The organism is Pseudomonas sp. TH39(2020), assembly GCF_016650715.1.
Classification (GTDB): domain Bacteria; phylum Pseudomonadota; class Gammaproteobacteria; order Pseudomonadales; family Pseudomonadaceae; genus Aquipseudomonas; species Aquipseudomonas mandelii_C.
Genome location: NZ_JAEKFF010000005.1, coordinates 510972 through 537550, shown reverse-complemented (window position 1 = coordinate 537550; position 26579 = coordinate 510972). Strand labels below are relative to the sequence as shown.

The window sequence follows — 26579 nt, the reverse complement described above, 5'->3', positions numbered from 1 at the left end:
ATTATGCGTCGGGAAAAGGGTTTTACCCTGCTGGAACTGATGGTGGTCATGGCAATCATCGCCACCCTGATGACCATCGCCTTGCCACGCTATTTCAACAGCCTCGAGGCCTCGAAAGAGACCACGCTGCGCCAGAGCCTGTCGGCCATGCGCGAAGCACTGGACCACTACTACGGCGACACCGGGCGTTATCCCGACTCCATCGAACAGATGGTCGAGCAGCGTTACCTGCGCAACCCGCCGATGGACCCGATTGCCGAACGCAAAGACCTCTGGGTGCTGGTGGCGCCGCCTGACGGCGTCCCGGGCGGGGTCGCCGACATCAAAAGCGGTGCCACAGGGAGGGCGCGTGATGGCAGCCTGTATTCCGAGTGGTAAGCCCTCGAACGAGGCCGGTTTCACTTACCTGGGCGTGCTGTTTCTGATCATGTTGATGGGCATGGGCCTGGCCAGTGCTGGCGAGTTGTGGTCCACCGCGTCGCGCCGTGATCGTGAGCGGCAGTTGCTCTGGGTCGGCACTCAATACGCCCAGGCATTGCGCAGCTATTACCGCAGTTCGCCGGGCCTGGCCCAGTACCCGAAAGAACTGGCGGACCTGTTGCAGGACGAGCGTTTTCCATCGCCCAAACACCACTTGCGCAACCTGTACCCGGACCCGATTGGTGGCGGCGAATGGACGCTGATGCGCGGTTTCGACGGACGCATCACCGGCCTCAGCAGCCCCTCCACGGACACGCCGCTCAAGCAGGCGGATTTCCCCACTCAATGGTCGGACTTCACCGGCATGGCGAGTTACAAGGACTGGCAGTTCGTGGCCGAGAAGGCCTTCCTCGATGGCGCGTCCGCGCCCAAAGGCCAATCCAAAACGCCTCAAGCGCTGGGACGGTGATGCCATGAACAGACACTGGTTACCGGCGCTGGTCCTGATGCTGATGACGTCCTTCGTATCCGCCGCCGAAGAAGACGAAATGATGGGTTTTATCGTCGACGACACGATCTCGCACATCGGCCACGACTTTTACTACTCGTTCAGTGAACGCCTGCGTGCCACCAGTCCGATGGACTTCAACCTGGTGGTGCGTGAACGACCTTCGGCCCGCTGGGGCAGCCTGGTGACCGTGGAATATCAGCAACGATTGGTTTACCGGCGCTTCCTGCCGCCGAACACCGTGGAGTTGAAGGACGAGGCCTATGAGGCTGCCGACCTGGTCCGCGTGCAGATCGTCCAGCGCAGGCTGGAAACCTTGTTGCAGGACACCACCGACCTTGAGAGGGACGAACTATGAACACTGGAACTTTCTCGAAACGCAGAGGCATGTGGTTATTAGGTCTCTGGTTTACAGGGGCAGGCAGCTGTGGGCTGGTCCAGGCCACGGAGCTGGTCTACACGCCCGTCAACCCGTCGTTCGGCGGCAACCCGTTGAACGGAACCTGGTTGCTCAATAACGCCCAGGCGCAAAACGATTACGACGACCCTGACTTGAAGAACCGTACCAGCGCGGCCGGCACATCGGCCCTGGAGCGCTTCACCAGTCAGCTGCAATCACGGCTGCTAGGGCAGTTGATGGACAACATCTCCGCGGGCAATGCCGGGAGCCTGACCACTGACGCTTTTGTTGTGAACGTCATCGACGACTCCGGCGCACTGACTATTGAAGTGACCGACCGAGCGACCGGTGAAGTTTCCGAAATCCAGGTGAATGGCCTGGCCCCTTGACGGGGATTTGGGTCGATGGGGAGTTAAGGACATGAAAAAAATAATAGCGCTAGGGCTGATGTTGGCGGCATTGCAAGGGTGCAGTTTACGCGAGCCGATGGGGGCCGAGCAGGACACCGAATCACCGACCCTGACCCCTCGGGCATCGACCTATTACGACTTGCTGAACATGCCACGACCCAAGGGCCGGTTGATGGCGGTGGTGTATGGCTTCCGGGATCAGACGGGGCAGTACAAACCGACCCCGGCCAGTTCGTTTTCCACCAGCGTGACCCAGGGTGCGGCGAGCATGTTGATGGATGCGCTGCAGGCCAGTGGCTGGTTTGTGGTGCTGGAACGTGAGGGGCTGCAGAACCTGTTGACCGAGCGCAAGATCATTCGCGCCTCGCAGAAGAAACCGAATACGCCGGTGAATATCCAGGGTGAATTGCCACCGTTGCAGGCGGCCAATTTGATGCTTGAAGGCGGGATCATCGCCTACGACACTAACGTGCGTAGCGGCGGGGAAGGGGCGCGGTATCTGGGCATCGATATTTCCCGGGAGTATCGGGTGGATCAGGTGTCGGTGAACCTTCGGGCGGTGGATGTTCGTAGCGGGCAGGTGTTGGCCAATGTGATGACCAGCAAGACGATTTACTCTGTCGGGCGCAGTGCCGGGGTGTTCAAGTTTATCGAGTTCAAGAAGTTGCTTGAGGCTGAGGTTGGGTACACCACGAACGAGCCGGCGCAGTTGTGTGTGTTGTCGGCGATCGAGTCGGCTGTTGGGCATTTGCTGGCGCAGGGGATTGAGCGGCGCTTGTGGCAGGTGGCGGGGGATAGTTCTTCGCCTGACAATAATGCGACGCTTGACCGCTATTTGACTCAGAACAAGGTTGTTCCTGAGGGTGAGCAAGAGTGAACCGAGGCGGCCTTATAGCCGACCAGTCTCCCTCAGATGTACCCAGTCCAACTGTGGGAGCTGGCTTGTCGGGTCGCCGCATCGCTGCGATGGCGGCCTGACAGCCGACCTATTTCTTTCAGGTATACATATCCATTCCTGCGGCAACGGCCGCTAATGGTTTCGCTCTTACAGCGAGTCCCTTTTTCAAACGCCAAAAAGGAACCAAAAGGCTTCGCCCCAGCGTCCGGCCCCTCGCCTAGGCTCGGCGTGCCTTCGCTCCGGCATTCATCTGGGGGCATCGCCTCCGGTCGGCTTCGCTTCGACCTCCTCTCGATGTGTTCGACTTCGTCGAACGGCGCTGCGCGCCTACCCCCCAGATGAACACCTCCACTCAGCCTCCCGAAGGGGCGGGTGGATCAAGATCAAGAGCTGCAGGCGAGCTAACGCTCGGCCTGTTGAGTGGTGGAGTCGTGAGTGCGGCTGGGTGCCGTACTCGATTGTAGGAGCAGAGCTAGCAAGCGAAGGCGGTGACTAAAACTACCGAATCACCGTAATTCAACATTGCCTCATTTACTTCACCAATCCGAGGTATTCAGTCCATCCCCAGAGAACAAATATGCCGAAGACAGAACATGCATTGATTCGATACGGAATTTCTATCCAGCGCCGCAGGTGCAAAGGAAAACGCTGTATGTCTTCCAGTGCAAGGGGATCATCCAGCAAGAGCCTAGAGGGGCGTTTGCGGATTATGGCGGTGATCAAGTTGAGCCGATGCCTGCGACTGTACAAGCCATTCCCCCCCTTGTTGTTAACCTGAATGAGGTAGCAGTGAGTGAGGTGAGACTCCATTTCGTTGAGTTTGAAAAAGCTTACATAAACCATCACCGCCAGGTTGAGAGCCATCAAAAAGAACAACGCAATCACGATCGCGGCGTAAAGCAATTTTATTTCAATCATGGACAGTAGCTTCATATAAGACTTCAGCCGCTGATTCGACGGCTTTTGAACCTGCGTTTCCACCTGCCGACGCTGCCGCACCGCTTATGACCAAGACGCAAATCACTCCACCGATACCGCGCGTTTTCAACGCCACACCTGCGCAATACTCCATCGTTATCGGTGCTGTGTAGGTCGTTGCAATGGCAGCCCCACCAACGTTGCCCGCCAGTTTTGCTCCTTCGATATATTTCACCTTCCGACAGGGCTCATCAGCTCCTGCCCGACAAACTTCATTGATCCGCATGCTGGCGGCTGCAGTCGCCAAGCCAATGCCGACATAACCACCGGCTTGCATATATTTTGCCGCTCGGGCCACTCCATCAATATTTGTGGCATAGCCCGGAAGCTGCATCGGTGCCCCGGCCTTATCCCAGCGGTGAATTGTTCGTCGAGTGGACAACCCCAGCGCTCGTTTGAGCTTTGGATGATCAGCCATTCCGGTGCCTTTACGCACCAGCGGTCCCAGCCCGGCATCCAGATTCGCCATGATGCGTTTGCGCTTGGCAAAAAATTCCGTGGAGTTCAGGTGACCGTACTGTCGGTATTGCTGCTGATGCAGCTCTTCCAGATTTTTCAGATTGTTTTTAAGACTCTCCAGATGCTGCCCAATCATGAATGACGCCACCCCTAGCGACCCCGCAGACACCTCCAAAAACGGCTCAATCACTTCATGGTGTTCAACCATAAACGAAGCCTCTTCATCACTCAGATCCTTGAGCGCCTCGTTGACCTTCTCGGCAGCGATCATCATCTGTGCCTCTTCACGCCGGCACATGTAATGCCGTGAATCGCTGAAAATCACCATTTGCCCCGGTTTCACCCTTTCTCCGAGATGGCGATTGATTGAACGAAATTCTCGTAGTAATGCATCGCTTGGTGAGCGCTCGTACAGTGAGCGTTCCAGCGACTCTAGGCTCATGGGCTTTTCAACAATGTGAAATCCAGACTCCGCCGGTTTGGGCAGAGTGAAGGCGTGATCTTCAACCAGATGTTGCGCCGGTGGTGGTTCGGGCTTGGGTTTGAAACCGTTCCATGAAGCGCCACCGTTATCTGGATTCGCGCGAGGCGTGACCATTACCCAATCACCGTTGCTCACGGCGTTGATCAGTTTTTGCTGGTGGGCGGCCTGCATGTAGTTGGAGTGATTGGCGCCCACGGCATTCAGCAGGTCGTCGAAGCCTTGCAAGTCGTACGGGTAGTTCAGGGCCTGACGAAGAGCGTCGGCAGCTTGATGGCTGTCGAGTACCTGGCCGCTCTGGCCGGCGAGTGGGTGTTGGGGGATGAGTTTGGTCACGCTTTGTGCCCGGTCCTTGGAAACGGGGCACTTTGGCGATAGGGCTCAATGGTGGATGCCGGGGGATTCGGTTTGGCTTGTAGGGGAAGTCCGAATTTTTCTCGGTGTTTGGGGGAGGGTGGTGTGTCAGTAGGTTATTGGCTGAATGACAGGGCCAATCGCGGGCAAGCTACGCTCCCACAGTTGATCGGCGTCGTGTTCAAAACAGTGCGGGCTTGCTCGAGAAGGCGGCCTGATAGCCGACCAATTTCCCTCAGATGTATACCGTCCAACTGTGGGAGCGAGCCTGCTCGCGATGGCGGTGTGTCATTCAGCATTGATTTCGGCTGACCCAATGCCATCGCGAGCAGGCTCGCTCCCACAGGGGATATGTACTGATTTGAGGGGGGTGTTTAAGAGTGTTTAACGTTACTTCCTGAAAGCTACACCGCCTTGCGCCGTTGCCTACAACTACGCCAGAATCCGCCGGCTTGTGCGCCTTGGTCCTGGTCTTTATCGTTTCCCCATCGCTGCCAATTCAGCGATCGGGTTTAGCGACCCGACCAGGTATAAGTGCAACAATGCACCCGTCTTTATTGCAGGCGATGTTATGTCCGCAGTTTCGATATGGTGGCTGTGCGCGGGAGACCCTCGGGTCTGCCGGGTCTTATACCTCTCGGTTCGCTAACCTGCGTACAGCCGCCACCCTTACTTGTTTAGCGACAGGTGCTGGTGGTTCCATCAGGTATAACGGAGCTTCCCCATGTTCAAACCCACACCCAATCCCCCAGAAACCGACACCGTTTCCCCCTACGCGTCACCCGATTCAAAAAGACTCCACGAAGCCGCCGACCGCGCCCTCGACCATTACCTCAATCCCCAAAAAGACACGCCCGAACGCAAGATCAGGACGATGTTCGTCATCGCCCCGGACATCGACACCGAAAGCCTGTTGGCCCACGCCTGTGAATCGTTGGCTTCGGCGAGTGTCATGGCCACTGATTTCGCGGTGTTTCTGGAGGGGCCACAGCGCAGCATGTTATTGGGTATCCAGCAGGTCATCATGCTGGCCGACCTGGCGGTGAATCGGGCGTTGGATAACATCGATCCGCAAGACTCACCCACGTAGCTGATCGGGACGGACAAAAAAACCGCGACCCTCCACGGCCCGCGGTTTTTTTACGCCTTGCGGTTATTGCTGCAGCACAGTCGCCCGGTTGTCGCTGCCCAACTGTTGCACCGTCGCAGTCTGGCTCATGCCACTCTGATTGACAGTGGCAATGTTGCCGGTGCCGCCCTGGGTGACGAAGGCCACGTTCATGGTGCCGGACTGGGTGAAGTCGGTGGTGTTGCCGATACCGTTGCTGCTGCCCTGGGCCAGGTTGGCGGTGCCGCGCTGGTCGGCGATGAGGATGTTGTCGCTGCCGTTCTGGTCGAAGTACAGCTCGTTGTAGTTTTCAGCCTGTTTGACGGTGGTTTTGTTGCCGGTACCGGTCTGGTTGGTGGTCATGAGGTGGCCGATGCCGTTCTGGGTGAAGTTGGCGGTGTTGTTGGTGCCGTTCTGGTTGACGGTTGCACGTTGGTTGCTGCCGAACTGGCCACCCTTTTCCGGGCCTTTCCAGTCGCTGGCGTAGACCTTGTTACCGCTACCCACGGAGGTGGCGTTCAGCACATGGCTGTCGCCATTCTGGTAGGTGAAGTGCACGTTGTTGGTGCCTTGTTGGTACAGCGCCAGGGTCGAACCGACGGATTCGAACTGGTCTGCATAAATCGCGTTGAGGTCGCCGACTTGCAGCACCTGGGCGACGTTGTTTTCGCCGAAGCTTTGGTCGACCACGGTTTCGTTGGTTTGCCCGTACTGGTTGACGGTGGCCTCGCTGGCGGTTTGCCCGCCTTGCCAGACTTCGGCGCCGTTGAAGTCGCCGAACTGGTTGATGGTCACGGTGCCGCCGTTGCCATCGCGCTGGTCGCCATAGGCGTAGTTGCCTTCGCCCGACTGGTTGAGATTGATCTGGCCGCCCATGTGGGCGATCTGTTCGGCGGTGGCGTAGTTGGCGGTGCCGTACTGGATGATCACTGCGTTGTTGGCAGTGCCCAGTTGGATCTGTTCGATATTGGCCTCGTTGCTGTCACCAAACTGGAAGGTTTGACCGGAGGTGCCTTCCTGAGTGTCCTGATAAATGAACGAGAAGTTGCCGCTGCCTTGCTGTTGCTGCAGCGCTTCGTTGCCGCCCACGCCTATCGACTGGCTGGCGTGGCTGGTGTTGGTGCTGCCGACCTGTTGCTGGGTGATGGTGCTGCCGTTTTCGAACAATTGCTCGGCGTAACCGGCGTTGAAGTCGCCGAGTTGATCCTGGCTGATGGTGCCGGTGGCGTTGTCTTGCACCGCTGCGGCGTCGTTGCCTTCGCCGAGTTGTTGTTGGGTGGCGGTACTGAATGGGGCCGCGGTCTGTTTCACGTCGGCGATGTTGGCGGTGCCAACCTGGTCCTGGGTGGAAACGCTGTCGTCGGCCATCGCCTGGGCACTGACTAGGACCAGGATGGCGGCGGTGAGGGGCGTCAGTTTGAACATGATGAAACCTCCAAGTGGTGCAGTGCTTTAGCGGTATTGTTTGACCGAAACGCTCATGCCGTTTCCGGACTGGGTCACGGCGCTCGAAAGCCCCGCACCGGCCTGGTCGATGCTGGCGTCGTTGTTGTTGCCGTTCTGGGAAATCTGCGCGCGGTTGTGGCTGCCGGTCTGGGTGATCGAGGCGGCGTTGCCGGAACCTTGCTGAGTGATCATTGCCATCAGGTCGCTGCCTTGTTGCAGGATGTAGGCTTCCTGATTACTGCCCGACTGGACGATGCGACCGAGCAGCGACTGGCCGTTCTGTTGCAGCAGCGCAACGTTGGCCTGACCGTTCTGATCGATCAGCGCTTGCTGGCCAATCGGTGGTGGTAACTCGCCGAGGTCGGCGCTGGGTGCCAGGTCGTCGTTCTCCATCAAATCGTCGGCCCACACACCCGCACTGCTGCAAAGCAGAAGCAGGCAGAGCAGGGCGGCGGTCGGCGTTTTCATGGCGTTGTCCTTTGCCAAAAGACCTGCCCCATCAACCACTGCAGTTGATGGGGCGAGGGCTCAGTTGGAGATCACGGACACCGTGCGCACGGTGCCTTGGGACGAGGTGATGGTGGCTGTCGGGTTCGCCGACGGAATCACCGCAGTGGTGTTGTTCACCGTCAGCCTCCAGCGACCGGTCACTGGTACCGTGGTGGTGCCCAGGGTTGCCAGCCCGGTCGGGGTGGAGACCCTGATGGTGATGGTGTTGCCGGTGACCACCGATGAAGTCCCTGCAAAGTCCCAGGTGAAGCGGTTGTTGGAGCGAGCCGACACCGTAGCCGTGGTCACCGTGAAGGTTTCCGCAGCAGGCCTTGGCGAGACTTGCACGGTGACCGTGGCCGGTGTCGACAGGGCGCCGAAGCTGTCCCGGGCGATGTAGGTGAAGGTCGTCGTGAAGGCCGTCGTGACCGTGGCCGGTGGGGTGTAGGTGATCACCGTGCCGTTACTGCTGACCGTGCCACGACCGGCTGCAGGCTGGGTCAGGCTGGCGACAGCCAAAGGCACGTTGCCTTCCGGATCGGTGTCATTAGCCAACACGTTGATCGGAACCGCCACGCCCAGGGTCGCGATGCTGTCGGCGACTGCCACCGGAGGCCGGTTAGGCGCAACGGTAATGGTCACGGTCGCCGCAGCGGTCGAGGCCAGGCCTTTGACGTCTTGAGCCTTGTAGGTGAAGGTCGTGGTTAACGGCACAGTGACCACGGCGGGCGGGGTGTAGACCACCGCAGTCGTGCCGCTCAACGCCACGGTGCCTTGGCCTGCGGCCGGTTGGGTCAGTGCGGTGATGCTCAGCGGCGTGTTGCCGTCCGGGTCGCTGTCGTTGGCCAGCAGGTTGAGGGTGATCGGCACGCCGAAGCTGGTGCTGCCGGTGTCGGCCACGGACAGTGGCGCCTGGTTCTCACCGGTATCCGGTGCAGAACCAACCACGACGACAGCCTCGGTGTCACTGCCGCCGGCGGCGGATTTGACCGTGACAGTTGCGGGTGGCTGGGGCAGATCGGCGACGGTGATTTTTTGCAGGGTGCCGGTTTTCGCCAGACGCCCGTAACCCTGCGCGACCATGTCTGGCACCGCCACTTCGTCAGTGGACGTGGCCTCGATCAGCAGGCTGTGATTGCTCCAGTTGTAGTGAGCGGTCTGGATTTTCACCAGGTCAACGAGCTTGCTCGAGACCGCTGTAGGGCGAGTGGTGCCGGCCGGGTTGGTGGCGGTGAGCACCACCACCGGAGGCACGGGGCCGCTGAACAGACGCTGACCGAAGTACAACCCGGTACCGTCACCCACCATGTTGATCAGGCAGGGTGTAGGCGGTGGGCCTGGCACAAGGGCGACGGTTTCGCGGAAGCACAAGGTAGAGCTGTTGTCCGCTTTGCCAAAGACTTCGACCCGGGTGCTGGTACCGGTGCCCGAGGCGGTGCGGCGGTAGGTTGCACGGCTAAGGTCTATATGGGTTTGCGCACGATTGTCGAGGACTTTGCCGGCCAGTGTGAACAGGTTGCTCTGGATCGTCCCGGCCGGGCCCTGGATGCGCACAAAGTTGGTGTTGTTGGGGCTGCCGGTGACTTGTTCGGTGAGGTTCGGGTCGCCGACGAAGGTTTCGATCGCGCCGGTGTCCGGGTTCACTTCGGTGTAGGGGCCGTTGACGCTGCGCAGGAAGGGTCCGATAGCACCGTTCAATGCCCCGTTGAAAACTCCCGGCACACCGACGCCGATGTCTCTGGTGATGTTGATTGCGCGACGACCGGGGGTGGTGACGTTGACCGTTTCCACGCCATAAGGGTGAGTAATGGTGTAGGTCCCGGCGACGGGCACATTGATCCGCATACGAATCCGCGCAAAGCTGATTTGATCGCCGTCTTGCGGATTCCCGCCGGCAAAAGCTGCTTCTATCCCGGCCACGTAGGCGTCCATTCCATAGCCAGCGGCGTTGTTGGGAATGGTGGTCTCGGCGAGGAACCAGAAGGCTTCGTCTGGCCAGTTATCCGGGAACACCATCGGCAGGGTGTCGTCGAAAATGCCCGGTGTCGGCAGCAGGGTACACATGTAGGCCGGTGGCGTGGCAGCCGGCACCCGCGAACTGGCGGCTCGGGACTGGCACAGTTCCATCGACAGCAGATTGTTGTCTTGATACCAGATCGGGAATTTCCCGGAGGCAAAGGTATAAGGACCGGGGTCGACGGCAGCGAGTTGCGCGAAAGCACTGCCGGACAGCGATAGAGTCAGTCCCAGGGCGTTAAGCGCCAGGCGTGGCCAATTGTTCATGATGCCTCCTGATGAGGATCTGGGCATGTGAGCGTTCATTGCACGATGACCACTTCTTCGGTGTCGCTGCCGCCATTGGATGACGTCACTCGAACCTTGGCCGGTGGTATCGGCGAGATGCCGGTGGCCAGGGATTTAACTGCACCATCGCCACTGAGGGCGCCGATGGCGACACCGGTGCCCGAGGTGGCAGTGAGCACCGGAGGCGAAGTTTCGTCGCTGGTCGAGGCCACGACCGTTATTTGCCCGGTGCTGAGGCTGTACTCGGCACGTGAAATCACCACCAGGTCAGTCAGGGGCATGGGTAAGGTGGTCGGCGTGCTGCTGGCGATGGCCAGGTGGTTGTCGGCGGTCACTTGCAAAGTGCTCGGCAAGCTCGGGTTGGCAGAAGACTGCGCGTACCAGTTACCGGTGGTGTTGGCCTCGGTAAGGTTCAACACTGGGTTGTTGCTGTCCAGAGTCACTTTGGCCGGTGGCGGCGGGGCCAGGACGAACACGTCTTGCTGAGCCACCGGAGCGCTGGCGCCGGGTTTACGCGAGTAGGTGCTGCGCTGGGTGATCATTGGCGTCGGGCGGACCACGGTCGACAACTTGCCGGAGATGGCCATCACCGTAGTGCGCAAATCCAGCCCGTTGGGTCCTTCAATACGGATGTAGTTGGTATTGAAAGGGCTGCCGGTGAAGGCTTCCACCAGGTTCGGGTCGCCAACGAATTGCTCGGCTGAGCCGGTGACCGGATTGGTCTCGGTGTAGGGGCCATTGACGCTGCGCAGGAACGGTCCAACGTCACCTTTGAGCGCGCCGTCGTAGGTCTTCGGCACGCCGATGCCAATGTCCCGGGTCATGTTGATCGCCCGACGCCCGGGGGTGTCGACGTTGAAGACATCGACGCCATAGGGGTGGGTAATGACATAGGTGCCCGCGGTCGGTACATCGATACGTATGCGTATGCGGGCGAAGCTGATCTGGTCACCTTCCACTGGGTCGCCACCGCTGAAGGCGGCTTCAACGGCGCTGACATAAGTCAGGTCGATACCTCGGGCTGCGTCGACGATGGTGCCGTCGCCAGTGAACCAGAATGCCTCATCGGGGAAGTTGGTCGGGAAGACGAGCGGTTGCGTGTCATCGAAGATCCCGGGGGCCGGTAGCAAGTTGCACATGTATGTCGGTGCTCCCGGTGCGCTGGGCACTCGCGAACTGACAGCCTTGGACAGGCAAAGCTCGAGGGTTCGACCATGAGTGTCCTGATACCAGGCGGCGAACGAGCCGTTGGCTGGCACGTAGGGGCCGGGGTCGACGGCAAACAGCGCCGCCTGGGCGACGCTTTGGGCCAGTGCGCTAACGACCAGGGCGGCCGCGGTTTTGGACAGTAAAGGGTGCATGAGTTAAGCCCTCTATATCGGAATGCCTGCCCCATGGAGACGGGTCAGTTGGGAGGGGTTCGGCAACTTCCATACCAACCGGCGAAAACGGTCGGCAGAGGCCCGGATCACGGGCGTGTCACTCACAAACGGCATCGGAGCGCGTTTTTTGGGCGCGGGCCACTGTCCCCAGGATTGGGGGTAGATGGGGATAAGGAAGAAGTGGGGGACGAGACCCAACGTCGGGCAAACGACCATGAGTGGGCTATAACCCTATAGGGGAATCGTCGGGAACACGTCCATGGACATGCCTACTCAAACACTCCATGCCGAGGGGGGTGATATTCGCCTGAGCTCGCGCAAGCAGCCGTTCAATTTACTGCGCTGGTTTTCGCTCATCAGCCTGGCGGTGATTGGCACGGTGGCGGTGGCATTGGGGTCGGTGTCCACCCGGTTTGTGATTACCGAAAGCGTACAGCGCGATGCGTTGTTGACGTCCCAGTTCATTCAGGCGATTGCCTCGGCCGAGGTGCGCCATGTGTCGATTCCTCACGTGCGGACCATGGGCGAGTTGCTCGATCCGCGCAAAGACAAGGACTTTCCCGACGTCGACCCGTTGGCCCGTGCCAATGCCCGGGGCGAATTCCTCGACCATATCGCGCACTTGCCGGACGTGATCCTGGCCAACGTCTATGCCCCCGATCGCATGGTGATCTGGTCGACCAACCCGGCATTGATGGGCACCAGGATCCACGCCGACGAAGACCTGGAGCAAGCCTTTGCTTCCAGAATTCCTGTGTCGGCCAGCTATCACAATGTGGACAAGAGCCGCATGGAACAGAAGTTCGTGACGCCCCCGGAATACATCTTCATCGAGAACTACATTCCGCTGTTCGATGCCGACGGCAAGAACGTCACGGCGATGGTCGAGATCTACAAGGAACCCAAGGACCTGATCAGCCGCATGGAGCGTGGCCTGGTGCTGATCTGGCTGGCCACTGCGCTGGGCGGCGGCATGATTTACCTGGGGCTGTACTGGATCGTGCGCCGGGCGGCCATTTTGCTGACGGCGCAACAAAAGCAACTGATCACCAACGAAACCTTTGTCGCCCTGGGCGAGATGTCGTCGGCGGTCGCCCACAGTTTGCGTAATCCGCTGGCGACCATCCGTTCAAGCGCCGAACTGGCGCTGGAATTCGACAGCGGCCCGGCCCACAAGAACATCAATGACATCATCGGCCAAGTGGACCGCATGTCGAAGTGGGTGAGGGAGCTGCTGCAATCCTTGCGTCCGCTCAACGATGACGCCGAGCCTGTAAATCTGGTGGCGGCGCTGCATGACAGCCTGATGGCCTTCGAGCATCAAATCGCCAAAGCCTCGGTCCACGTGGTCTTCGACCCGAAGCTGACGCCCATGGTCCTGAGCCAGCAGGTGCAGTTGACGCAGATCCTCAACAGTTTGCTGGCCAATGCACTGGAAGCCATGGACAAGGGCGGCACGTTGACCATCACGTTGGAGCCGATGGATTCAGATGGCCTCAGCGTGGTGGTGAGCGACACCGGCAAAGGCATGAACGAAGAACAGCGCAGCATGGCCTTCCGGCCGTTTTTCACCACCAAACAAGGTGGGCTGGGTGTCGGGCTGGTGCTGGTCAAGCGGATCATGGAGCGGTTTGGTGGTGCGGTGACCCTGGAAAGCCGTGAAGGCGAGGGCACGAGTGTCCGTCTGTCGTTCAAATTGGTCCCCTGAAAACGGGTGTGAACTTTCCCCGTTAGCGGGTGTCATTCCCCAGTCGTTTCCCCGGTCATGGCAAATTGATGTTGATAAGCCATTGTTTTGTAGGTCTTAATTCTTTCGTAAAAAGTCGTTACAAATTTGGCGAGGTCCTTGCAGAAGCCCCATTACCCCTTCACGACTTCGAGGCGGCTGGTAATGGACAGAAACGCGCGGTACCCCTTCAAATGGTTCGGCCTCCTGACGCGTGTAAGCGTCCTTCTGTCTATGACGCTGGGCACAGCGACTCTACGTGCCAGCCCCATCGATGACGAGCGACAGCCAGAACCGTCCGACCCCTCGGCTTACTACGATGAACCGGCTGACAAAGCCGCGGCGTTGAACGCCATTTTGACCATGCCCGAGGCCAACAAGGATTCCTTCGATTTACCCGGTGGCGTCAAAGGCAGCAAAGACACCACGCGGGTGGAAAACATCCTGCCGCCGGCGGTGCAGACCAGTTTCAATTACCCCACCAACGGCAAGCCGAGCCCACTGTATGGCGCTCAGCCGTTCACTCAGCAGCTGGTGTTGTTCGAAGAATTCGGCCCGGAAAAACTCGACCCCACCACACCGGCGGCGCCGTTGGGTTTTCCACCGGCAGCCATCGGCCCGTTGCCACAACAGGACCCCACCAGTGCGGCCCGCAGTGCGCCGCCCAGCGCTGCTCTTGATGCGTTCCTGCGTCAACCGGGGCTGACGCCGTTCCCCAGCCAGTACTCCAACGTGGTCGACCGTAACCCGTGGCAGAAGCAGATAGAATTTTTCCTCAACCGCCGTATCGGCTCCTCGGCTGAAGGCCGTCCGCCAGGAAAAGGCTGGTCGCACCAGCGCTGGAACGAGTTTTACCCGCAAATGGCCTACAAGACCGTGCAAACCGGCGCACGGTTGAATACCGGTTCGCGTGATAGTCGTCAGATGCACGGCTATGCCTTGGGCGAGTTTGGCCCAGGCGGCCTCTATCACAACGTGGCTGGCGTACCGGTGACCGATGGCACCGCCAAGGGCGTCGATCCGCGTTTCCACCCGAAAATGCCGGTGCAGAATCACAACTCGGTGTGGACCTTCGACGGCACCTTGCCGCCCAAATTGCTCATGGTGCGTTACGGGCAACCCGTGTTGATGCGCCATTACAACGGCTTGCCGATCGACCCGTCGGCGAACATGGGGTTCGGTTTGCACACCATCACCACCCACGAACACAACGGTCACGCACCGGCGGAAAGCGACGGTTATGCCAATGCGTTTTTCTTCCCGGGGCAATTTTACGACTATCGCTGGCCGGTCCAGTTGGCCGGCTACGACAGCATCAACACCAAGGCTGAAGACCCGCGTGCAGCGTTTCCGTGCGCGCCGGGCGAAACCCTGTGGACCAATGACCTCACCCCCAGCCGCAAGACCTGCAACAACGGCACGATCAAGATTCGCGGCGACTGGCGCGAAACCATGAGCACCCACTGGTTCCACGACCACATGCTCGATTTCACCGCGCAGAACGTCTACAAGGGCAACGCGGCAATGATGAACTACTACAGCGCCCTGGACCGCGGCAATGAATCGGTGAATGACGGCGTCAACCTGCGCTTTCCGAGTGGCAGCGCCTTGCCCTGGGGTAACCGCGACTACGACGTCAACCTGCTGTTTGCCGACAAGGCGTGGGATAAAAACGGTCAACTGTGGTTCAACCCGTTCAATACCGACGGCTTCCTCGGTGATCAGGTGCTGGTCAACTGGCAGTGGAAACCGACCCTGGATGTGCGCGCCCGCAGCTATCGGTTCCGCATGCTCAATGGCTCAGTGTCCCGCTACTTCAAACTGGCGCTGGTGCGCGAGATCAAGGGCACCAGCGGCGAGTTCCAAGGGCCTGCCGGGTCGGGCGTGTCGTATGCCCGGGTGCCGTTCCACATGATTGCCAACGACGGCAACATCATGGAACACAGCGTGCCGTTCGACGGCAGCATGGACCTGGATGCCGACGGCGATAAACAGAACCACAACGCGATCCTGCCAACCATGGGCATCGCCGAGCGTTTCGATATCATCGTCAACTTCGCGAAAAACGGGATCAAACCGGGCGATAAGCTGTTCTTCGTCAACCTGCTGGTGCACGAAGACGGCAAGGGCCCGAAAGAACCCGTCTCCCTTGCTGACGTGCTGTCCGAGAAGTACAAGGCCGTCATCAAGCAAACCAGCAAGGGGCCGAAGTGGGAGGACGGTGATCCGGTGGTAGGCAAGGTGTTGCAATTCAACGTCAAGGCGTACACCGGCCAGGACCTGGCCATGGACCCGGCTGCTTATGAACCGGCCAAACCGGGCAAAGCCGAAGGCTTGGTGATGATCCCGCTGAAGATTCACCGCGACAATGCCGCCGACAAGGCGCTGCTGGCCAACGCCCGTCACCGCACCTTCACCTTCGGCCGTTCCGATGGCACCGATGAAGCACCGTGGACGGTCAAGACGGATGGCGGTTTCGGTTTTCACATGGACCCACGGCGTTTGAACACCGCGACCCAACTGGCCAATGGCCCCACCGATGCCGGTGTCGCCGGTTTCGGCACCCTGGAAGTGTGGAACATCAAGCTCGGCGGCGCGGGCTGGAGCCACCCGGTGCATGTGCACTTCGAGGAGGGGATCATCCTCAGTCGCGGCGGCAAGGCGCCACCGGAATGGGAAAAATGGGCACGCAAGGACGTGTACCGCATCGGCACTGAAAAGGATGGCCTGGACAACGTCGAAATGGCGATCAACTTCCGCGAGTTCGCCGGGACGTACATGGAGCACTGTCACAACACTCAGCATGAGGACAACTCGATGCTGCTGCGCTGGGACATTGAGAAACCCGGGCAATTCCAGCTGATGCCGACACCGCTGCCAAGTTGGGATGGTGTGCGTTACGTGAACTCCGCCGCGCTGCCAACCTTCCGCACTGGCGACGGCTCCGGCCCCAAAGTGGTGGTCAAACCATGAAACGCGAGGGAGCCGACATGAAAATGCATACGCCGCGCTCCCGCGCCCTGGGCATGCACCTGATTTTGATGTTGGTCACCTGTCTCCTGGCCAGTCAGGTGCTGGTAGCCCATGAAGGAGCACTGTCGTCGACGGCGTCGGCGACACCCTGGGGCGGCGATTACTTCCCCAACACCTTGCTGACCGATCAGGACGGTCGGCAGGTGCGTTTCTTCGATGATTTGATCAGGGACAAGGTGGTGGTGATCAATTTCATATTTACTTCGTGCAGCGACTCCTGCCCGCTGGAAACCGCGCGCCTGCGTCAGGTGCAGAAGTTGCTGGGGGACCGGGTCGGCCAGGACATTTTTTTTTACTCCATCAGCATTGACCCCTTGAGCGATACACCCGAAGTACTCAAGGCCTACGCACAACGCTTCAAGGTCGGGCCTGGCTGGAAGTTCCTCACCGGGGAATTTGCCGACGTCACCGATCTGCGAAAAAAACTTGGCTTATTTATCGAAGGCGTCGACAACGGCCGCAACAAGGACCACAACCTCAGTCTGATCGTCGGCAACCAGGCCACGGGCCGCTGGATGAAAGCTTCACCTTTCGAAAATCCGTGGATTCTGGCCGATCAGTTGGCCAACACGCTGCAGAACTGGAAGCAGCCCAGCGTTGAAGAAAGCTACGCGAATGCGCCCGAGATTCGTCCGCCGAGCAACGGCGAAGAACTGTTTCGCACCCGTTGCGCGTCGTGCCATAGCCTGGGTCCGATGGACGGGCAGGGCATCGGCATGCGCAGCATCGGCCCGGACCTGATCGGCGTCACTCGTCAGCGTGATCCGGCCTGGCTGAGTCGCTGGATTCGCGAGCCGGACCGCATGCTGGCGGAAAAAGACCCGATCGCGACGGAACTGTTTGAACGTTTTGACAAAATTCCCATGCCCAATCTGCGCCTGGATGAGAACGCGGCGCAGTCCATCGTGGGTTTTTTGCAGGAAGAAACCGATCGTCAGCAACCGCTGCAGGCCGCGCAAACGCAGTAGCGGCGAAATACTATCATTGGGGCCGTCAGTCTCGATCAATGCCACCTACACTGATCCGAAACGCGGCTGAAAAGGCTAGATGCAAGGCATCCGGGAAGGTCCTATGCATATACCAGGACGACAAAAAACACCTGCGTCGGCTATGTCGGCAGCAAAAACCAAGGGCTGGCGAGGACAGTTCAATTTGCTGCGCTGGTTTTCCCTCGGCAGCTTTTTCATCATCGCCGCCGTGGCGCTGGGGTTGGGCTATGTGTCCACGCGCTTCGTCGTCGATGAGAGCATCGAGCGTGATTCCCTGCTGACTGCGCAGTTCATTCAGGCCATTGGTGATGCGGAAATTCGCCATGCCGGCATCACCCTGACAAGAACCATGGGCGAAATGCTCGATCCGCGCGATGACAATGCCTATCCCGACGTAGATCCAGCGTCCCGTGCCGCTGCCCGCATAGAGTTTCTCGATCATGTCGAACACCTGCCGGACACGCTGTTGGCGGTGGTGTACGCCCTGGACCGCTCCGTGGTCTGGTCGACCAACCCACAAATGATTGGCATGCGCGTCGAAGGTGATGAGGAGCTAGACGAATCCTTTGAAATGAAGGAACCCGTGTCCACCAGCTACCACGAAGTCGATGAGGAACGTCCCGAGCAGCAACTGCTGCGTGAACCGGAATACCTGTTCATCGAGAACTACATCCCGATGTTCAATGCCGACAAAAGCAAAGTGATCGCCATGGTGGAAATCTACAAGGAACCCGTGGACCTGGTGGAGCGCATCCAGCGCGGCTTCAGGTTGATCTGGCTGGCAACCGGGCTCGGCGGTCTGGCCATCTACCTTGGGTTGTTCTGGATTGTGCGGCGCGCGGCCACGCTGCTGCAGAGCCAGCAGAAACAACTGATCAGCAACGAGACCTTCGTCGCGCTGGGAGAGATGTCCTCCGCGGTGGCTCACAGCTTGCGCAATCCGTTGGCCAACATTCGTTCCAGCGCCGAACTGGCTCAGGAAATCGCCAGCCAGAGCGCGCAGAAGAACATCGGCGACATCATCAGTCAGGTCGATCGCATGTCGCGCTGGGTTCGGGAGTTGCTGGTGTCATTGCGACCCATGAACGACGACTACGAAACGGTAGACCTGATGCTGGTCATCGACGACACGTTGAGTGCATTTGACGCGCTGATTAAACGCTCCAGCGTTGAGGTGCGTTTCACGCCTCGCAGTTGTCCGCCGGTTGTCAGCCAACAGGTGCTGCTCACGCAGATTCTTAATAGCCTGTTTGCCAATGCCCTGGAAGCCATGCCCAAGGGCGGCGTGTTGAGTATCGATATCGAAACGCCGCAGCCCGGGCATGTGCGCATGACGTTGAGCGACACCGGCAAGGGCATGACCAAACAGCAGCAACAAATGGCCTTCAAGCCGTTTTTCACCACCAAACAAGGAGGGTTGGGCGTGGGCCTGGCCCTGGTCAAAAGAATAATGGAGCGTTTCGAAGGCTCGGTCGAATTGACCAGCCGAGAGCAGGAAGGAACCCGCGTTTGTCTCAATTTTAAAGTGGCAACGGGAGGGGACTATGGAGCACAGCATTCTGCTGGTTGAGGATGATGAACTCCTCGCCGAGAATATTCAGACCTACCTGGAGCGCAAAGACTTCGAGGTAACGGTCTGCCACTCGGCTGAGGATGCACTAGAGCAATTGAGCACATTCGTCCCTGACGTGGTGCTGACCGATAACTCGCTGCCGGGCATGAGCGGTCACGACCTGATCCAGAAGCTGCGCATCAGCGCGCCGGATCTGAAAGTGATCATGATGACTGGCTACGGCAACGTCGAAGACGCCGTGGTGGCGATGAAGGAGGGCGCTTTCCATTACGTCACCAAACCGGTGGCCTTGCCGGAGCTCAAGCTGCTGCTGGACAAAGCCCTGGCCACCGATCGAATGGAACGCACACTGTCGTTCTATCAGGAGCGCGAAGCGCAGAAGTCAGGGGTGCAGGCATTGATCGGCGAATCGGCACCGATGCAGTACCTGAAAAACACCATTGGCCAGTTGCTCGACGCTGAGCGGCGCATGGCCAATACCGATCTGCCACCGGTGTTGGTGGAAGGCGAGACCGGCACCGGCAAGGAACTGGTGGCCCGTGCGTTGCACTTCGACGGTCCGCGCGCCAAAGGCCCGTTCATTGAATTCAACTGCGCCTCGATTCCTTCCAACCTGGTGGAGTCGGAGCTGTTCGGCCACGAGAAGGGCGCCTTCACCGACGCCAAGGACCGCCGCGTCGGGCTGGTGGAAGCGGCCGATGGCGGGACCTTGTTTCTCGATGAAGTCGGCGAGATGGACTTGTTGCTGCAAGCCAAACTGCTGAAGCTGCTGGAGGACCGGACCATCCGCCGGGTCGGCTCGGTGAAGGAGCGCAAAGTCGATCTGCGGGTGATCAGTGCGACCAACTGCAACCTCGAACAAATGGTCCAGCAGGGCAAGTTCCGCCGCGACCTGTTCTTCCGTTTGCGCATCATCTCGATCAAGGTGCCGCGCCTGTATGCCCGTGGCGCAGACATCCTGCTGCTGGCGCGACACTTCCTGGCGATCCACGGCAAACGCTATGGCAAACCGAACCTGCATTTCAGCGATCAGGCCGAGGAATTGCTGCTCAGCTACAGCTGGCCGGGCAACGTGCGCGAGTTGCGCAACATGCTTGAGCAAACCGTGTTGCTGGCCCAGAGCGACACCATCGCCGCCCATCAATTGAACGTGTGCCTGAGCCTGGTGGATGAGCCGCTGGTGTTCCAGCAAGAACCGCAACACTACGAACCGCGTCCGGCCTACAACGGCACCGAGTCCATGAACCTGCCGGAAGTGGAGCGCGACATGGTGCGCAAGATGCTCGACAAGACCGACTGGAACGTCACCAAGTCCGCACGACTGCTGGGCCTGAGCCGCGACATGCTGCGTTACCGGATCGAAAAACTCGGCCTCGCACGCCCGGACAAACGCCAGTGGTAGCCCTTATTGCATCAAGGGGCCCCGACGGCTGAGGCACTCGAGCAGACACGTAGGGTCGAGGACTTCTTCGTTCACGTAGACACCGCGTTGCTGATCGTAGGAGCGGATGAACACTCGAACAGTGGCATCCGCTACCGTCGGCAATCTTGAGTCGTAGAACTCATGCTGGCTCGAAATGGGGATGAAGTCCTGAGGCGCTGTCGGGATGTACGACCCTGGCGGCACCGTGCTCAGTGACGGTGGCACGGGGTGAGCGAAGGGTTGGTCGGCCCCGTAATAGTTGAACTCACTGCTGTAGTCGGTAGTGGGTGTCAGGTTGTCGTCGGCGTGAGCCCCTGTCGTGGTCATCAGGCAGAGGGCGAACAGTAGCGTCAGATCGGTTTTTTTCATGGCAGCACCTGTGAAATCGGCTTTTCCCGCATCTCCCCAAGGTCATTAACTATAGCTGCCGTACGGGCGCGCGTTCGCGATGCCTGGATTACAAGATTTGAACAAAGACGCCATGGGGTTTTTCGAAACCCTGATCTAGACTCGTGCCGGTCAACAAAGACCCCAGTCTGGAGCGCGCAATGGAACTGCCGACAAAAGAAAAAGCCATCGCCAGCAACCGCGATGCCTGGAATGACTCCGCCCGACACCACAAAGACACCCCCGAATGGCGGGCCCGTTTGACGGCCGTTGGTGATAGGGATTTTTGCTGCATGGACGACACCCTCCGAGGTTTGCTGGAGCAGGTCGGTGTCGACGGCAAAGACGTGGTGCAACTGGGTTGCAATAACGGCCGCGAATGCCTGTCGTTGTTTGCGCTGGGTGCGCGCAGCGTCGTGGGCGTCGACCAGTCCGAGGCTTTCCTCGATCAGGCGCGGGAACTGGCGTCACGCTCGCCCCATGCGCCTGAGTTCATCGAGGCAGACATTCATCACTTGCCGACTGAACTTCATGGCCGCTTCGACGTAGCCCTGATAACCATCGGCGTATTGAACTGGATGCCGGACATCGGCGAATTCTTCCGACATGTCGCACAAACCCTCAAGCCGGGTGGCAGTCTGGTGGTGTACGAAACCCACCCCTTCCTCGAAATGTTCGACCCCGAGTCCGCCGATCCGTATCGGCCGGACAGCTCATACTTTCGCAGCGAACCTTTCGTGCAGGACCAGCCGATCGTCTACGAAGGCAAAGTCGACCAGCAGGCCGCTTCGTCCTACTGGTTCGTCCACACCCTGGGCGCCATCTTCACCGGCGCCATCGACGCCGGATTGCAGATCAGCCACTTCAAGGAGTACCCGCATTCCAACCGCGAGGAGCTCTATGATCGGTATGAACAGCAAACGGCGCAGCTGCCGTTGTGTTTTACGTTGGTTGCACAGAAGCGAGCAGTCTAGTCAGAAGAGTCTCTTAGAGCGTTGAGTGATTGACCGAATGACCCGGCTGCGCGCAGAGATCAATGCCAAGGGCGTGAATGACCTTTAAAACCGTATCGAAACGTGGTTTTGCACCTGGTGCGAAGGCCTTGTACAGGCTTTCGCGGCCCATACCCGAATCCTTGGCTATTTGTGTCATTCCACGCGCTTTCACCACGTAGCCGATAGCGCGAAGAAACTCTTCGTTGTCGCCGTCTGCGAGCACTAGCCTGCACCGACGTCCACGCGCATTTCGGAAACACCATCACCCACCGGTTTGATATCGCCCAGATTACCCGCAGAGGCACGATCAATGCGACGAGCGATGGCTAACTTCGCCCGCAAGTCACGAATTGAGGCATGCCATGCCGCGAAGATCATAGTTTGTTGAATAAGATAATTCATTACTCAAATGTATCTATCTGGATACGAATGACCAGTCAGGCAATTCCTTCGTTATGTATGTTTTTTCCCTTAAGCGTGTGGGCTATGGGGGTATCCGAGCGGGTCTATTCGCGGTGCCGCTACCGTCCGCTATCCTTGCTCCACGCACATCGAACGGTTTTCCCCATGCTTTCGGTCCAAGGCGTCTTCAAAAGCTACGCCACTCCCCAGGGCCCATTAGCGGTTCTGCAAGGTGTCGACCTCACCTTGAAACCCGGCAGCAGCCTGGCGTTGATGGGGGAGTCGGGCAGTGGCAAGAGCACTTTGCTGCACCTGATTGCCGGGCTGGACAAGGTCGATCGCGGCAGCATCCGCAGCGGCGAACATCGGCTGGAGCAGATGAACGAAGGGCAACTGGCGAACTGGCGGCGCACCGAAATCGGCCTGGTGTTTCAGCAGTTCAACCTGATCGGCAGTTTGCGCGTGGAGGACAATCTGGCGTTCCAGGCACGCCTGGCGGGTCGCCATGACCCGCGCTGGCAGGCGCATCTGGTGCAACGTCTGGGCTTGACTGATTTGCTGCAGCGTTATCCGGAACAGCTGTCCGGCGGCCAGCAGCAACGGGTCGCGCTGGGCCGGGCCCTGGCTTCGCAACCCAAACTGTTGCTGGCCGACGAACCCACCGGCAGCCTCGATGAAGCCACCAGCGATGAGGTCTTGAAGTTGTTGCTGGAGTTGCTCGACGACAGTCCCACCACTTTGTTGATGGTCACCCACAGCTCACGGGTTGCCGCGCGGCTGGCCGAAAAAGTGGTGCTCCACTGTGGTCGTCTGGCTGGCGCGGGCGAGCGCTGAGGTGCGGGTCTTTCGCGAGACGCTGCGGGCGCTGCTCAGTCATTGGCGGCAGCACCCGGTGCAGTTTTTCAGTGTGCTGACCGGGCTCTGGCTCGCCACCAGCCTGCTGACCGGTGTGCAGGCGCTGAACAGCCAGGCGCGTGAAAGCTATGCCCGGGCCAGTCAGTTGATTGGCGGCGAACCCCAGGCCAGCCTCAGTTCGCCCAACGGCGCAACCTTTTCCCAGCAAGTGTTTGTCGACCTGCGCCGTGCGGGTTGGCCGGTGTCGCCGGTCCTGCAAGGTCGGGTGACGCTCAAGGGGCATGACGACCAGCGCTTGCAGTTGATGGGCATCGAGCCGGTGTCGCTGCCCGCCGGTTCCTCTGTGGCCGGGCAGGCGTTGCCGATTGAGCAGGTTGTCGAGTTTTTCAGCCCGCCGGGCAGTACCTGGATTTCGCCGCAGACGTTGCAGGCACTGGGTCTGCAGGAGGGCGAACGCCCGCTGACGTTGAGTGGTCAGGCCTTGCCGCCGCTGCATGCTCAACCCGATATGGCCCCCGGTGTGTTGTTGGTGGACATCGGCTTCGCCCAGCAGATTCTCGGCCTGCCGGATCAGCTGTCACGCCTGCTGCTGCCGAAGGATTTCACCGCGCCCCTGCCTGATCAATTCAAAGGCCAGCTGCAGCTCAAAACCAGCGGCGAAGAGAACAATTTGTCGCGCCTCACCGAAAGCTTTCACCTGAACCTCGATGCGCTGGGTTTTCTCTCCTTCGTGGTCGGCCTGTTCATCGTCCACGCCGCGATCGGCCTGGCGCTGGAACAACGCCGTGGCTTGCTCAGAACCCTGCGTGCCTGCGGTGTTAGCGCACGGATGCTGATTGCCTGTCTGGCGGTTGAACTGGGCGGTCTGGCGTTGATCGGCGGGCTGGTCGGCGTCGCCAGCGGCTACCTGCTGGCCAGCGTGCTGTTGCCGGATGTCGCTGCGAGCCTGCGCGGGTTGTACGGCGCGGAAGTGGCGGGGCAGTTGAGCCTCAGTCCGTGGTGGTGGCTCAGCGGCGTCGGCCTGAGTCTGTTGGGCGCGTTGTTGGCGGGGGCCAACAGCTTGTTGCGGGCCGCGCGCCTGCCTTTGCTGGCCCTGGCCGATCCGCAAGCCTGGCATCAGGCTCACGCGCGCTGGTTGCGGCGTCAGGGTTGGGTTGCCGTGATCGCCGCGGTGATCGCACTGCTGGCGTTGATCTTTGGCGACAGCCTGGGTAGTGGCTTCGTGCTGATGGCGGCACTGTTGATCGGCGCTGCGCTGGCGTTGCCGGTGGTGCTCAACTGGGTGTTGAACCGGGTGCTGCATCGCAGTCGCTCGGTGCTCGGCCAATGGTTTCTCGCCGACTGCCGTCAGCAACTGCCGGCCCTGAGCCTGGCGCTGATGGCGCTGTTGTTGGCACTGGCGGCAAACATTGGAGCGGGCAGCATGACGGCCGGTTTTCGTCAGACCTTCAGCGATTGGCTCGAACAACGCCTGACCGCCGAACTGTACGTTAACCCGCGAAATCCAGCCCAGGCCAGAGAGCTGCAAACCTGGCTCAAGCAGCAACCCGGACTCACGGCGGTGCTGCCCAGCTGGCAAGTGTCGATCCAGTTGCAAGGCTGGCCGGCGGACGTCTTCGGCGTGATCGATCACCCGACGTATCGCCAGCATTGGCCGCTGCTGGAAGCCTTGGGCGACAACCCTTGGGACCGACTGGCCAAGGACGACGCACTGATGCTCAGCGAACAACTGGCCCGTCGGCTGAAGGTGCGCCTTGGCGATCACCTGACGATTCCCACACCCAATGGCACATGGTCGCCACGGATCGTCGGCATCTACGCCGATTACGGCAATCCAAAGGGCCACATTCTGGCCAACGTCCACCATCTGCTGCGCGGCTGGCCGCAGTTGACACCCAGCCGTTTCAACCTGCGCATCGAACCGACGTTGATCCCTGCCTTTCAGACCGCGCTGCAAACACGCTTCACCCTGGAGGACAGCCGCATCGTCGACCAGGCCCGGCTCAAGGGTTGGTCCACACAAGTGTTCGAACGCACCTTTGCCGCGACCGCCGCGCTCAACAGCCTGACCCTCTGTGTCGCAGGTGTGGCGTTGTTCATCAGCCTGTTGACGCAAAGCCAGAGCCGCCTCGGGCAACTCGCCCCCTGTGGGCGCTCGGCGTGACTCGCCGGCAATTGATGCTGCTCAATCTCGGGCAGACCTGGTTGCTGGCGGTGCTGACCCTGGTGCTGGCGTTGCCGTTGGGGATCGCGCTGGCGTGGTGCCTGGACACGGTGATCAACGTCCAGGCCTTCGGCTGGCGCTTGCCGCTGCGGGTGTTTCCGCTGCAGCTGTTGCAGTTGATGGGGTTGGCGCTGCTGGCGACTTTATTGGCGTCGGCGTGGCCGCTGTACTCGCTGTACCGCACGCAACCGGCGGATCTGCTGAGGACGTTTGCTCATGAAGATTAAGGTCGGTGTGTTGCTGTTGGCGTTATTGAGCGGCTGCGATAACCCGGCGCCGGTTGAGAAAGGCTTCGCGGGGCTGGGTCATCAGGCCGCCGCGTTTACGCCGGTGGTGCCCGGTCGGGAGTTCAGCTTTCCGGCGGATCACGGTCCTCATGACGGTTTTCGCATCGAATGGTGGTACGTCACTGCCAACCTCAAGGACGATCAGGGGCGCGAGTTCGGCGCGCAATGGACGCTCTTTCGTAGCGCCTTGAAAGCGACGCCCGAAGTGGCCGGCTGGGGCAATCAAATTATCTGGCTTGGCCACGCGGCCGTGACGTCAGCGACGGTGCATCACGCCGCTGAACGTTACGCCCGTGGCGGCGTTGGTCAGGCCGGTGTGAGTCTCGCGCCGTTCAACGCGTGGATCGATGATTGGCGTTTCAGCAGTCAGGGTTCCGACCCTATGGCGGATCTTCAACTCAGCGCCCGGGACAAGGATTTTGGCTATCAACTGCGGCTGACCTCCACGCGTCCCCTGGTGCTTCAAGGCGACAAAGGCTTCAGCCAGAAATCTGAACAAGGGCAGGCGTCGTATTACTACAGTCAGCCGTTTTTTCAGGCCCGCGGCACGCTGGAAATCGACGGCAAAACCCATCAAGTCAGTGGTCCTGCCTGGCTCGACCGCGAGTGGAGCAGCCAGCCCCTGACCGCCAACCAGACAGGCTGGGACTGGTTTTCCCTGCACATGGACAGCGGCGAGCAGGTGATGCTGTACCGCATGCGGCAGAAGGACGGCGCGCCTTACCTCACCGGCACCTGGATCGACGCTCAGGGCCAGACGCAGCTACTGCATGCCGCCGACATCAGCCTCACACCGCAAGACACCGCCAACGTCGCCGGACGCTCTATGCCGGTGCGCTGGTCAATCAAAATCCCCGACAAACACCTCGACATCACGATCAGCGCGCTCAATCCCAATGCGTGGATGGCTTTGCGCATTCCCTATTGGGAAGGGCCGGTGCAATTGAGCGGCAGCCATGGTGGGCAGGGTTATCTGGAAATGACCGGGTATTGAGTCGGAACTCTCGGCAGAGCGATGGCCTCCTAATTTTAGGAAGCCCATTCACAG

At 59.9% G+C, this 26579-nt stretch carries 21 protein-coding genes and 3 pseudogenes; 15 read left to right on the top strand and 9 right to left on the bottom strand.

The features are described 5' to 3' along the window. Positions 1-3 precede the first annotated feature (3 nt). The 5 genes from JFU47_RS07550 to JFU47_RS07530 are packed head-to-tail and all read left to right on the top strand — an operon-like array spanning position 4 to position 2615. Positions 4-378, top strand: a complete 375-nt coding sequence (locus JFU47_RS07550) for a type II secretion system protein (protein WP_123367325.1) — start codon at positions 4-6, stop codon at positions 376-378. Then, positions 353-889, top strand: coding sequence for a type II secretion system protein (locus JFU47_RS07545; RefSeq protein ID WP_201182191.1), 537 nt, complete (start codon positions 353-355; stop codon positions 887-889). The genes JFU47_RS07550 and JFU47_RS07545 overlap by 26 nt, the downstream gene beginning before the upstream one ends. 4 nt (positions 890-893) lie before the next feature. Next, the gene (gene csgE / locus JFU47_RS07540; protein WP_123367323.1) at positions 894-1286 is read left to right on the top strand and encodes a curli production assembly/transport protein CsgE; all 393 of its coding nucleotides are present in this window, start codon (positions 894-896) and stop codon (positions 1284-1286) included. Continuing rightward, positions 1283-1717 (top strand): curli assembly protein CsgF, encoded by a 435-nt coding sequence (locus JFU47_RS07535; protein ID WP_201182189.1) that lies wholly within the window; start codon positions 1283-1285, stop codon positions 1715-1717. The genes csgE and JFU47_RS07535 overlap by 4 nt, the downstream gene beginning before the upstream one ends. Before the next feature lie 31 nt (positions 1718-1748). Then, positions 1749-2615 carry a CsgG/HfaB family protein gene (locus JFU47_RS07530; RefSeq protein WP_201182187.1) on the top strand — a complete coding sequence of 289 codons (867 nt, stop codon included), beginning with the start codon at positions 1749-1751 and terminating at the stop codon, positions 2613-2615. A gap of 552 nt (positions 2616-3167) precedes the next feature. Here JFU47_RS07530 and JFU47_RS07525 read toward each other — a convergent pair. Both JFU47_RS07525 and JFU47_RS07520 read right to left on the bottom strand, forming a co-directional pair. Beyond that, entirely contained in the window at positions 3168-3554 is a 387-nt protein-coding gene (locus tag JFU47_RS07525) for a hypothetical protein (protein WP_201182185.1), read from the bottom strand. After that, complete coding sequence (locus JFU47_RS07520; RefSeq protein WP_201182183.1) at positions 3547-4890, bottom strand: hypothetical protein; 1344 nt, start codon at positions 4888-4890, stop codon at positions 3547-3549. Before JFU47_RS07520 ends, JFU47_RS07525 begins: the two co-directional genes overlap by 8 nt. 742 nt (positions 4891-5632) lie before the next feature. On the opposite strand from JFU47_RS07520, the gene JFU47_RS07515 reads away from it, so the two are divergent. Further along, the gene (locus JFU47_RS07515; RefSeq protein ID WP_201182181.1) at positions 5633-5998 is read left to right on the top strand and encodes a DUF6124 family protein; all 366 of its coding nucleotides are present in this window, start codon (positions 5633-5635) and stop codon (positions 5996-5998) included. A gap of 63 nt (positions 5999-6061) precedes the next feature. Here JFU47_RS07515 and JFU47_RS07510 read toward each other — a convergent pair whose 3' ends face one another. The 4 genes from JFU47_RS07510 to JFU47_RS07495 are packed head-to-tail and all read right to left on the bottom strand — an operon-like array spanning position 6062 to position 11616. Then, on the bottom strand, positions 6062-7441 hold the full coding sequence (locus JFU47_RS07510) for a curlin (protein ID WP_201182179.1): 1380 nt from the start codon (positions 7439-7441) through the stop codon (positions 6062-6064). 27 nt (positions 7442-7468) lie between these two features. After that, positions 7469-7930, bottom strand: a complete 462-nt coding sequence (locus tag JFU47_RS07505) for a curlin (protein WP_201182177.1) — start codon at positions 7928-7930, stop codon at positions 7469-7471. A gap of 60 nt (positions 7931-7990) precedes the next feature. Next, positions 7991-10234, bottom strand: a complete 2244-nt coding sequence (locus JFU47_RS07500) for an Ig-like domain-containing protein (protein WP_201182175.1) — start codon at positions 10232-10234, stop codon at positions 7991-7993. Positions 10235-10269: 35 nt separating this feature from the next. Beyond that, a complete protein-coding gene (locus JFU47_RS07495; protein WP_201182173.1) occupies positions 10270-11616 on the bottom strand; it encodes a hypothetical protein in 1347 nt (448 codons plus the stop codon). 280 nt (positions 11617-11896) lie between these two features. Between JFU47_RS07495 and JFU47_RS07490 the strand changes: the two genes are divergently transcribed. The 5 genes from JFU47_RS07490 to JFU47_RS07470 all read left to right on the top strand — a co-directional run bounded on the left by JFU47_RS07490 (position 11897) and on the right by JFU47_RS07470 (position 20360). Then, positions 11897-13345, top strand: coding sequence for an ATP-binding protein (locus JFU47_RS07490; protein ID WP_201182171.1), 1449 nt, complete (start codon positions 11897-11899; stop codon positions 13343-13345). A gap of 183 nt (positions 13346-13528) precedes the next feature. Further along, positions 13529-16336 (top strand): multicopper oxidase domain-containing protein, encoded by a 2808-nt coding sequence (locus tag JFU47_RS07485; RefSeq protein WP_201182169.1) that lies wholly within the window; start codon positions 13529-13531, stop codon positions 16334-16336. 17 nt (positions 16337-16353) lie between these two features. Next, positions 16354-17364: an SCO family protein gene (locus JFU47_RS07480; protein WP_201182167.1), complete on the top strand. Its 1011-nt coding sequence runs from the start codon at positions 16354-16356 to the stop codon at positions 17362-17364. A 103-nt stretch (positions 17365-17467) separates the two neighbouring features. Next, on the top strand, positions 17468-18955 hold the full coding sequence (locus tag JFU47_RS07475) for a sensor histidine kinase (protein ID WP_201182164.1): 1488 nt from the start codon (positions 17468-17470) through the stop codon (positions 18953-18955). Next, on the top strand, positions 18930-20360 hold the full coding sequence (locus tag JFU47_RS07470) for a sigma-54-dependent transcriptional regulator (RefSeq protein WP_123367309.1): 1431 nt from the start codon (positions 18930-18932) through the stop codon (positions 20358-20360). Before JFU47_RS07475 ends, JFU47_RS07470 begins: the two co-directional genes overlap by 26 nt. Before the next feature lie 3 nt (positions 20361-20363). On the opposite strand, the gene JFU47_RS07465 is transcribed toward JFU47_RS07470, so the two are convergent. Next, the gene (locus tag JFU47_RS07465; protein WP_201182162.1) at positions 20364-20750 is read right to left on the bottom strand and encodes a hypothetical protein; all 387 of its coding nucleotides are present in this window, start codon (positions 20748-20750) and stop codon (positions 20364-20366) included. A gap of 179 nt (positions 20751-20929) precedes the next feature. Here JFU47_RS07465 and JFU47_RS07460 point away from each other — a divergent pair, with 179 nt between their 5' ends. After that, positions 20930-21742 carry a class I SAM-dependent methyltransferase gene (locus JFU47_RS07460; protein ID WP_201182160.1) on the top strand — a complete coding sequence of 271 codons (813 nt, stop codon included), beginning with the start codon at positions 20930-20932 and terminating at the stop codon, positions 21740-21742. A gap of 13 nt (positions 21743-21755) precedes the next feature. Here JFU47_RS07460 and JFU47_RS07455 read toward each other — a convergent pair. Both JFU47_RS07455 and JFU47_RS07450 read right to left on the bottom strand, forming a co-directional pair. Beyond that, positions 21756-21986: pseudogene (locus JFU47_RS07455) on the bottom strand (addiction module antidote protein); the annotation flags it as partial. A 2-nt stretch (positions 21987-21988) separates the two neighbouring features. Then, positions 21989-22165, bottom strand: a pseudogene (locus JFU47_RS07450) (type II toxin-antitoxin system RelE/ParE family toxin); the annotation flags it as partial. 165 nt (positions 22166-22330) lie between these two features. Between JFU47_RS07450 and JFU47_RS07445 the strand changes: the two are divergent. From JFU47_RS07445 to JFU47_RS07435, 3 genes and pseudogenes are all read left to right on the top strand, one after another. Continuing rightward, positions 22331-22999 carry an ABC transporter ATP-binding protein gene (locus JFU47_RS07445; RefSeq protein WP_201182158.1) on the top strand — a complete coding sequence of 223 codons (669 nt, stop codon included), beginning with the start codon at positions 22331-22333 and terminating at the stop codon, positions 22997-22999. Position 23000: 1 nt separating this feature from the next. After that, a pseudogene (locus JFU47_RS07440) lies at positions 23001-25471 on the top strand (FtsX-like permease family protein). Further along, entirely contained in the window at positions 25461-26525 is a 1065-nt protein-coding gene (locus JFU47_RS07435) for a lipocalin-like domain-containing protein (RefSeq protein WP_201182156.1), read from the top strand. Before JFU47_RS07440 ends, JFU47_RS07435 begins: the two are co-directional and overlap by 11 nt. Positions 26526-26579: the final 54 nt, after the last annotated feature.

Bases quoted from the DNA above. Each gene is read 5' to 3' on its own strand.
- JFU47_RS07480 (WP_201182167.1), top strand. From the start codon at position 16,354: ATGAAAATGCATACGCCGCGCTCCCGCGCCCTGGGCATGCACCTGATT.
- JFU47_RS07445 (WP_201182158.1), top strand. From the start codon at position 22,331: ATGCTTTCGGTCCAAGGCGTCTTCAAAAGCTACGCCACTCCCCAGGGC.
- JFU47_RS07545 (WP_201182191.1), top strand. From the start codon at position 353: ATGGCAGCCTGTATTCCGAGTGGTAAGCCCTCGAACGAGGCCGGTTTC.
- csgE (WP_123367323.1), top strand. From the start codon at position 894: ATGAACAGACACTGGTTACCGGCGCTGGTCCTGATGCTGATGACGTCC.
- JFU47_RS07485 (WP_201182169.1), top strand. From the start codon at position 13,529: ATGGACAGAAACGCGCGGTACCCCTTCAAATGGTTCGGCCTCCTGACG.
- JFU47_RS07525 (WP_201182185.1), bottom strand. From the start codon at position 3,554: ATGATTGAAATAAAATTGCTTTACGCCGCGATCGTGATTGCGTTGTTC.
- JFU47_RS07460 (WP_201182160.1), top strand. From the start codon at position 20,930: ATGGAACTGCCGACAAAAGAAAAAGCCATCGCCAGCAACCGCGATGCC.
- JFU47_RS07465 (WP_201182162.1), bottom strand. From the start codon at position 20,750: ATGAAAAAAACCGATCTGACGCTACTGTTCGCCCTCTGCCTGATGACC.
- JFU47_RS07475 (WP_201182164.1), top strand. From the start codon at position 17,468: ATGCATATACCAGGACGACAAAAAACACCTGCGTCGGCTATGTCGGCA.
- JFU47_RS07505 (WP_201182177.1), bottom strand. From the start codon at position 7,930: ATGAAAACGCCGACCGCCGCCCTGCTCTGCCTGCTTCTGCTTTGCAGC.
- JFU47_RS07530 (WP_201182187.1), top strand. From the start codon at position 1,749: ATGAAAAAAATAATAGCGCTAGGGCTGATGTTGGCGGCATTGCAAGGG.
- JFU47_RS07535 (WP_201182189.1), top strand. From the start codon at position 1,283: ATGAACACTGGAACTTTCTCGAAACGCAGAGGCATGTGGTTATTAGGT.
- JFU47_RS07515 (WP_201182181.1), top strand. From the start codon at position 5,633: ATGTTCAAACCCACACCCAATCCCCCAGAAACCGACACCGTTTCCCCC.
- JFU47_RS07435 (WP_201182156.1), top strand. From the start codon at position 25,461: ATGAAGATTAAGGTCGGTGTGTTGCTGTTGGCGTTATTGAGCGGCTGC.
- JFU47_RS07470 (WP_123367309.1), top strand. From the start codon at position 18,930: ATGGAGCACAGCATTCTGCTGGTTGAGGATGATGAACTCCTCGCCGAG.
- JFU47_RS07510 (WP_201182179.1), bottom strand. From the start codon at position 7,441: ATGTTCAAACTGACGCCCCTCACCGCCGCCATCCTGGTCCTAGTCAGT.
- JFU47_RS07490 (WP_201182171.1), top strand. From the start codon at position 11,897: ATGGACATGCCTACTCAAACACTCCATGCCGAGGGGGGTGATATTCGC.
- JFU47_RS07495 (WP_201182173.1), bottom strand. From the start codon at position 11,616: ATGCACCCTTTACTGTCCAAAACCGCGGCCGCCCTGGTCGTTAGCGCA.
- JFU47_RS07550 (WP_123367325.1), top strand. From the start codon at position 4: ATGCGTCGGGAAAAGGGTTTTACCCTGCTGGAACTGATGGTGGTCATG.
- JFU47_RS07500 (WP_201182175.1), bottom strand. From the start codon at position 10,234: ATGAACAATTGGCCACGCCTGGCGCTTAACGCCCTGGGACTGACTCTA.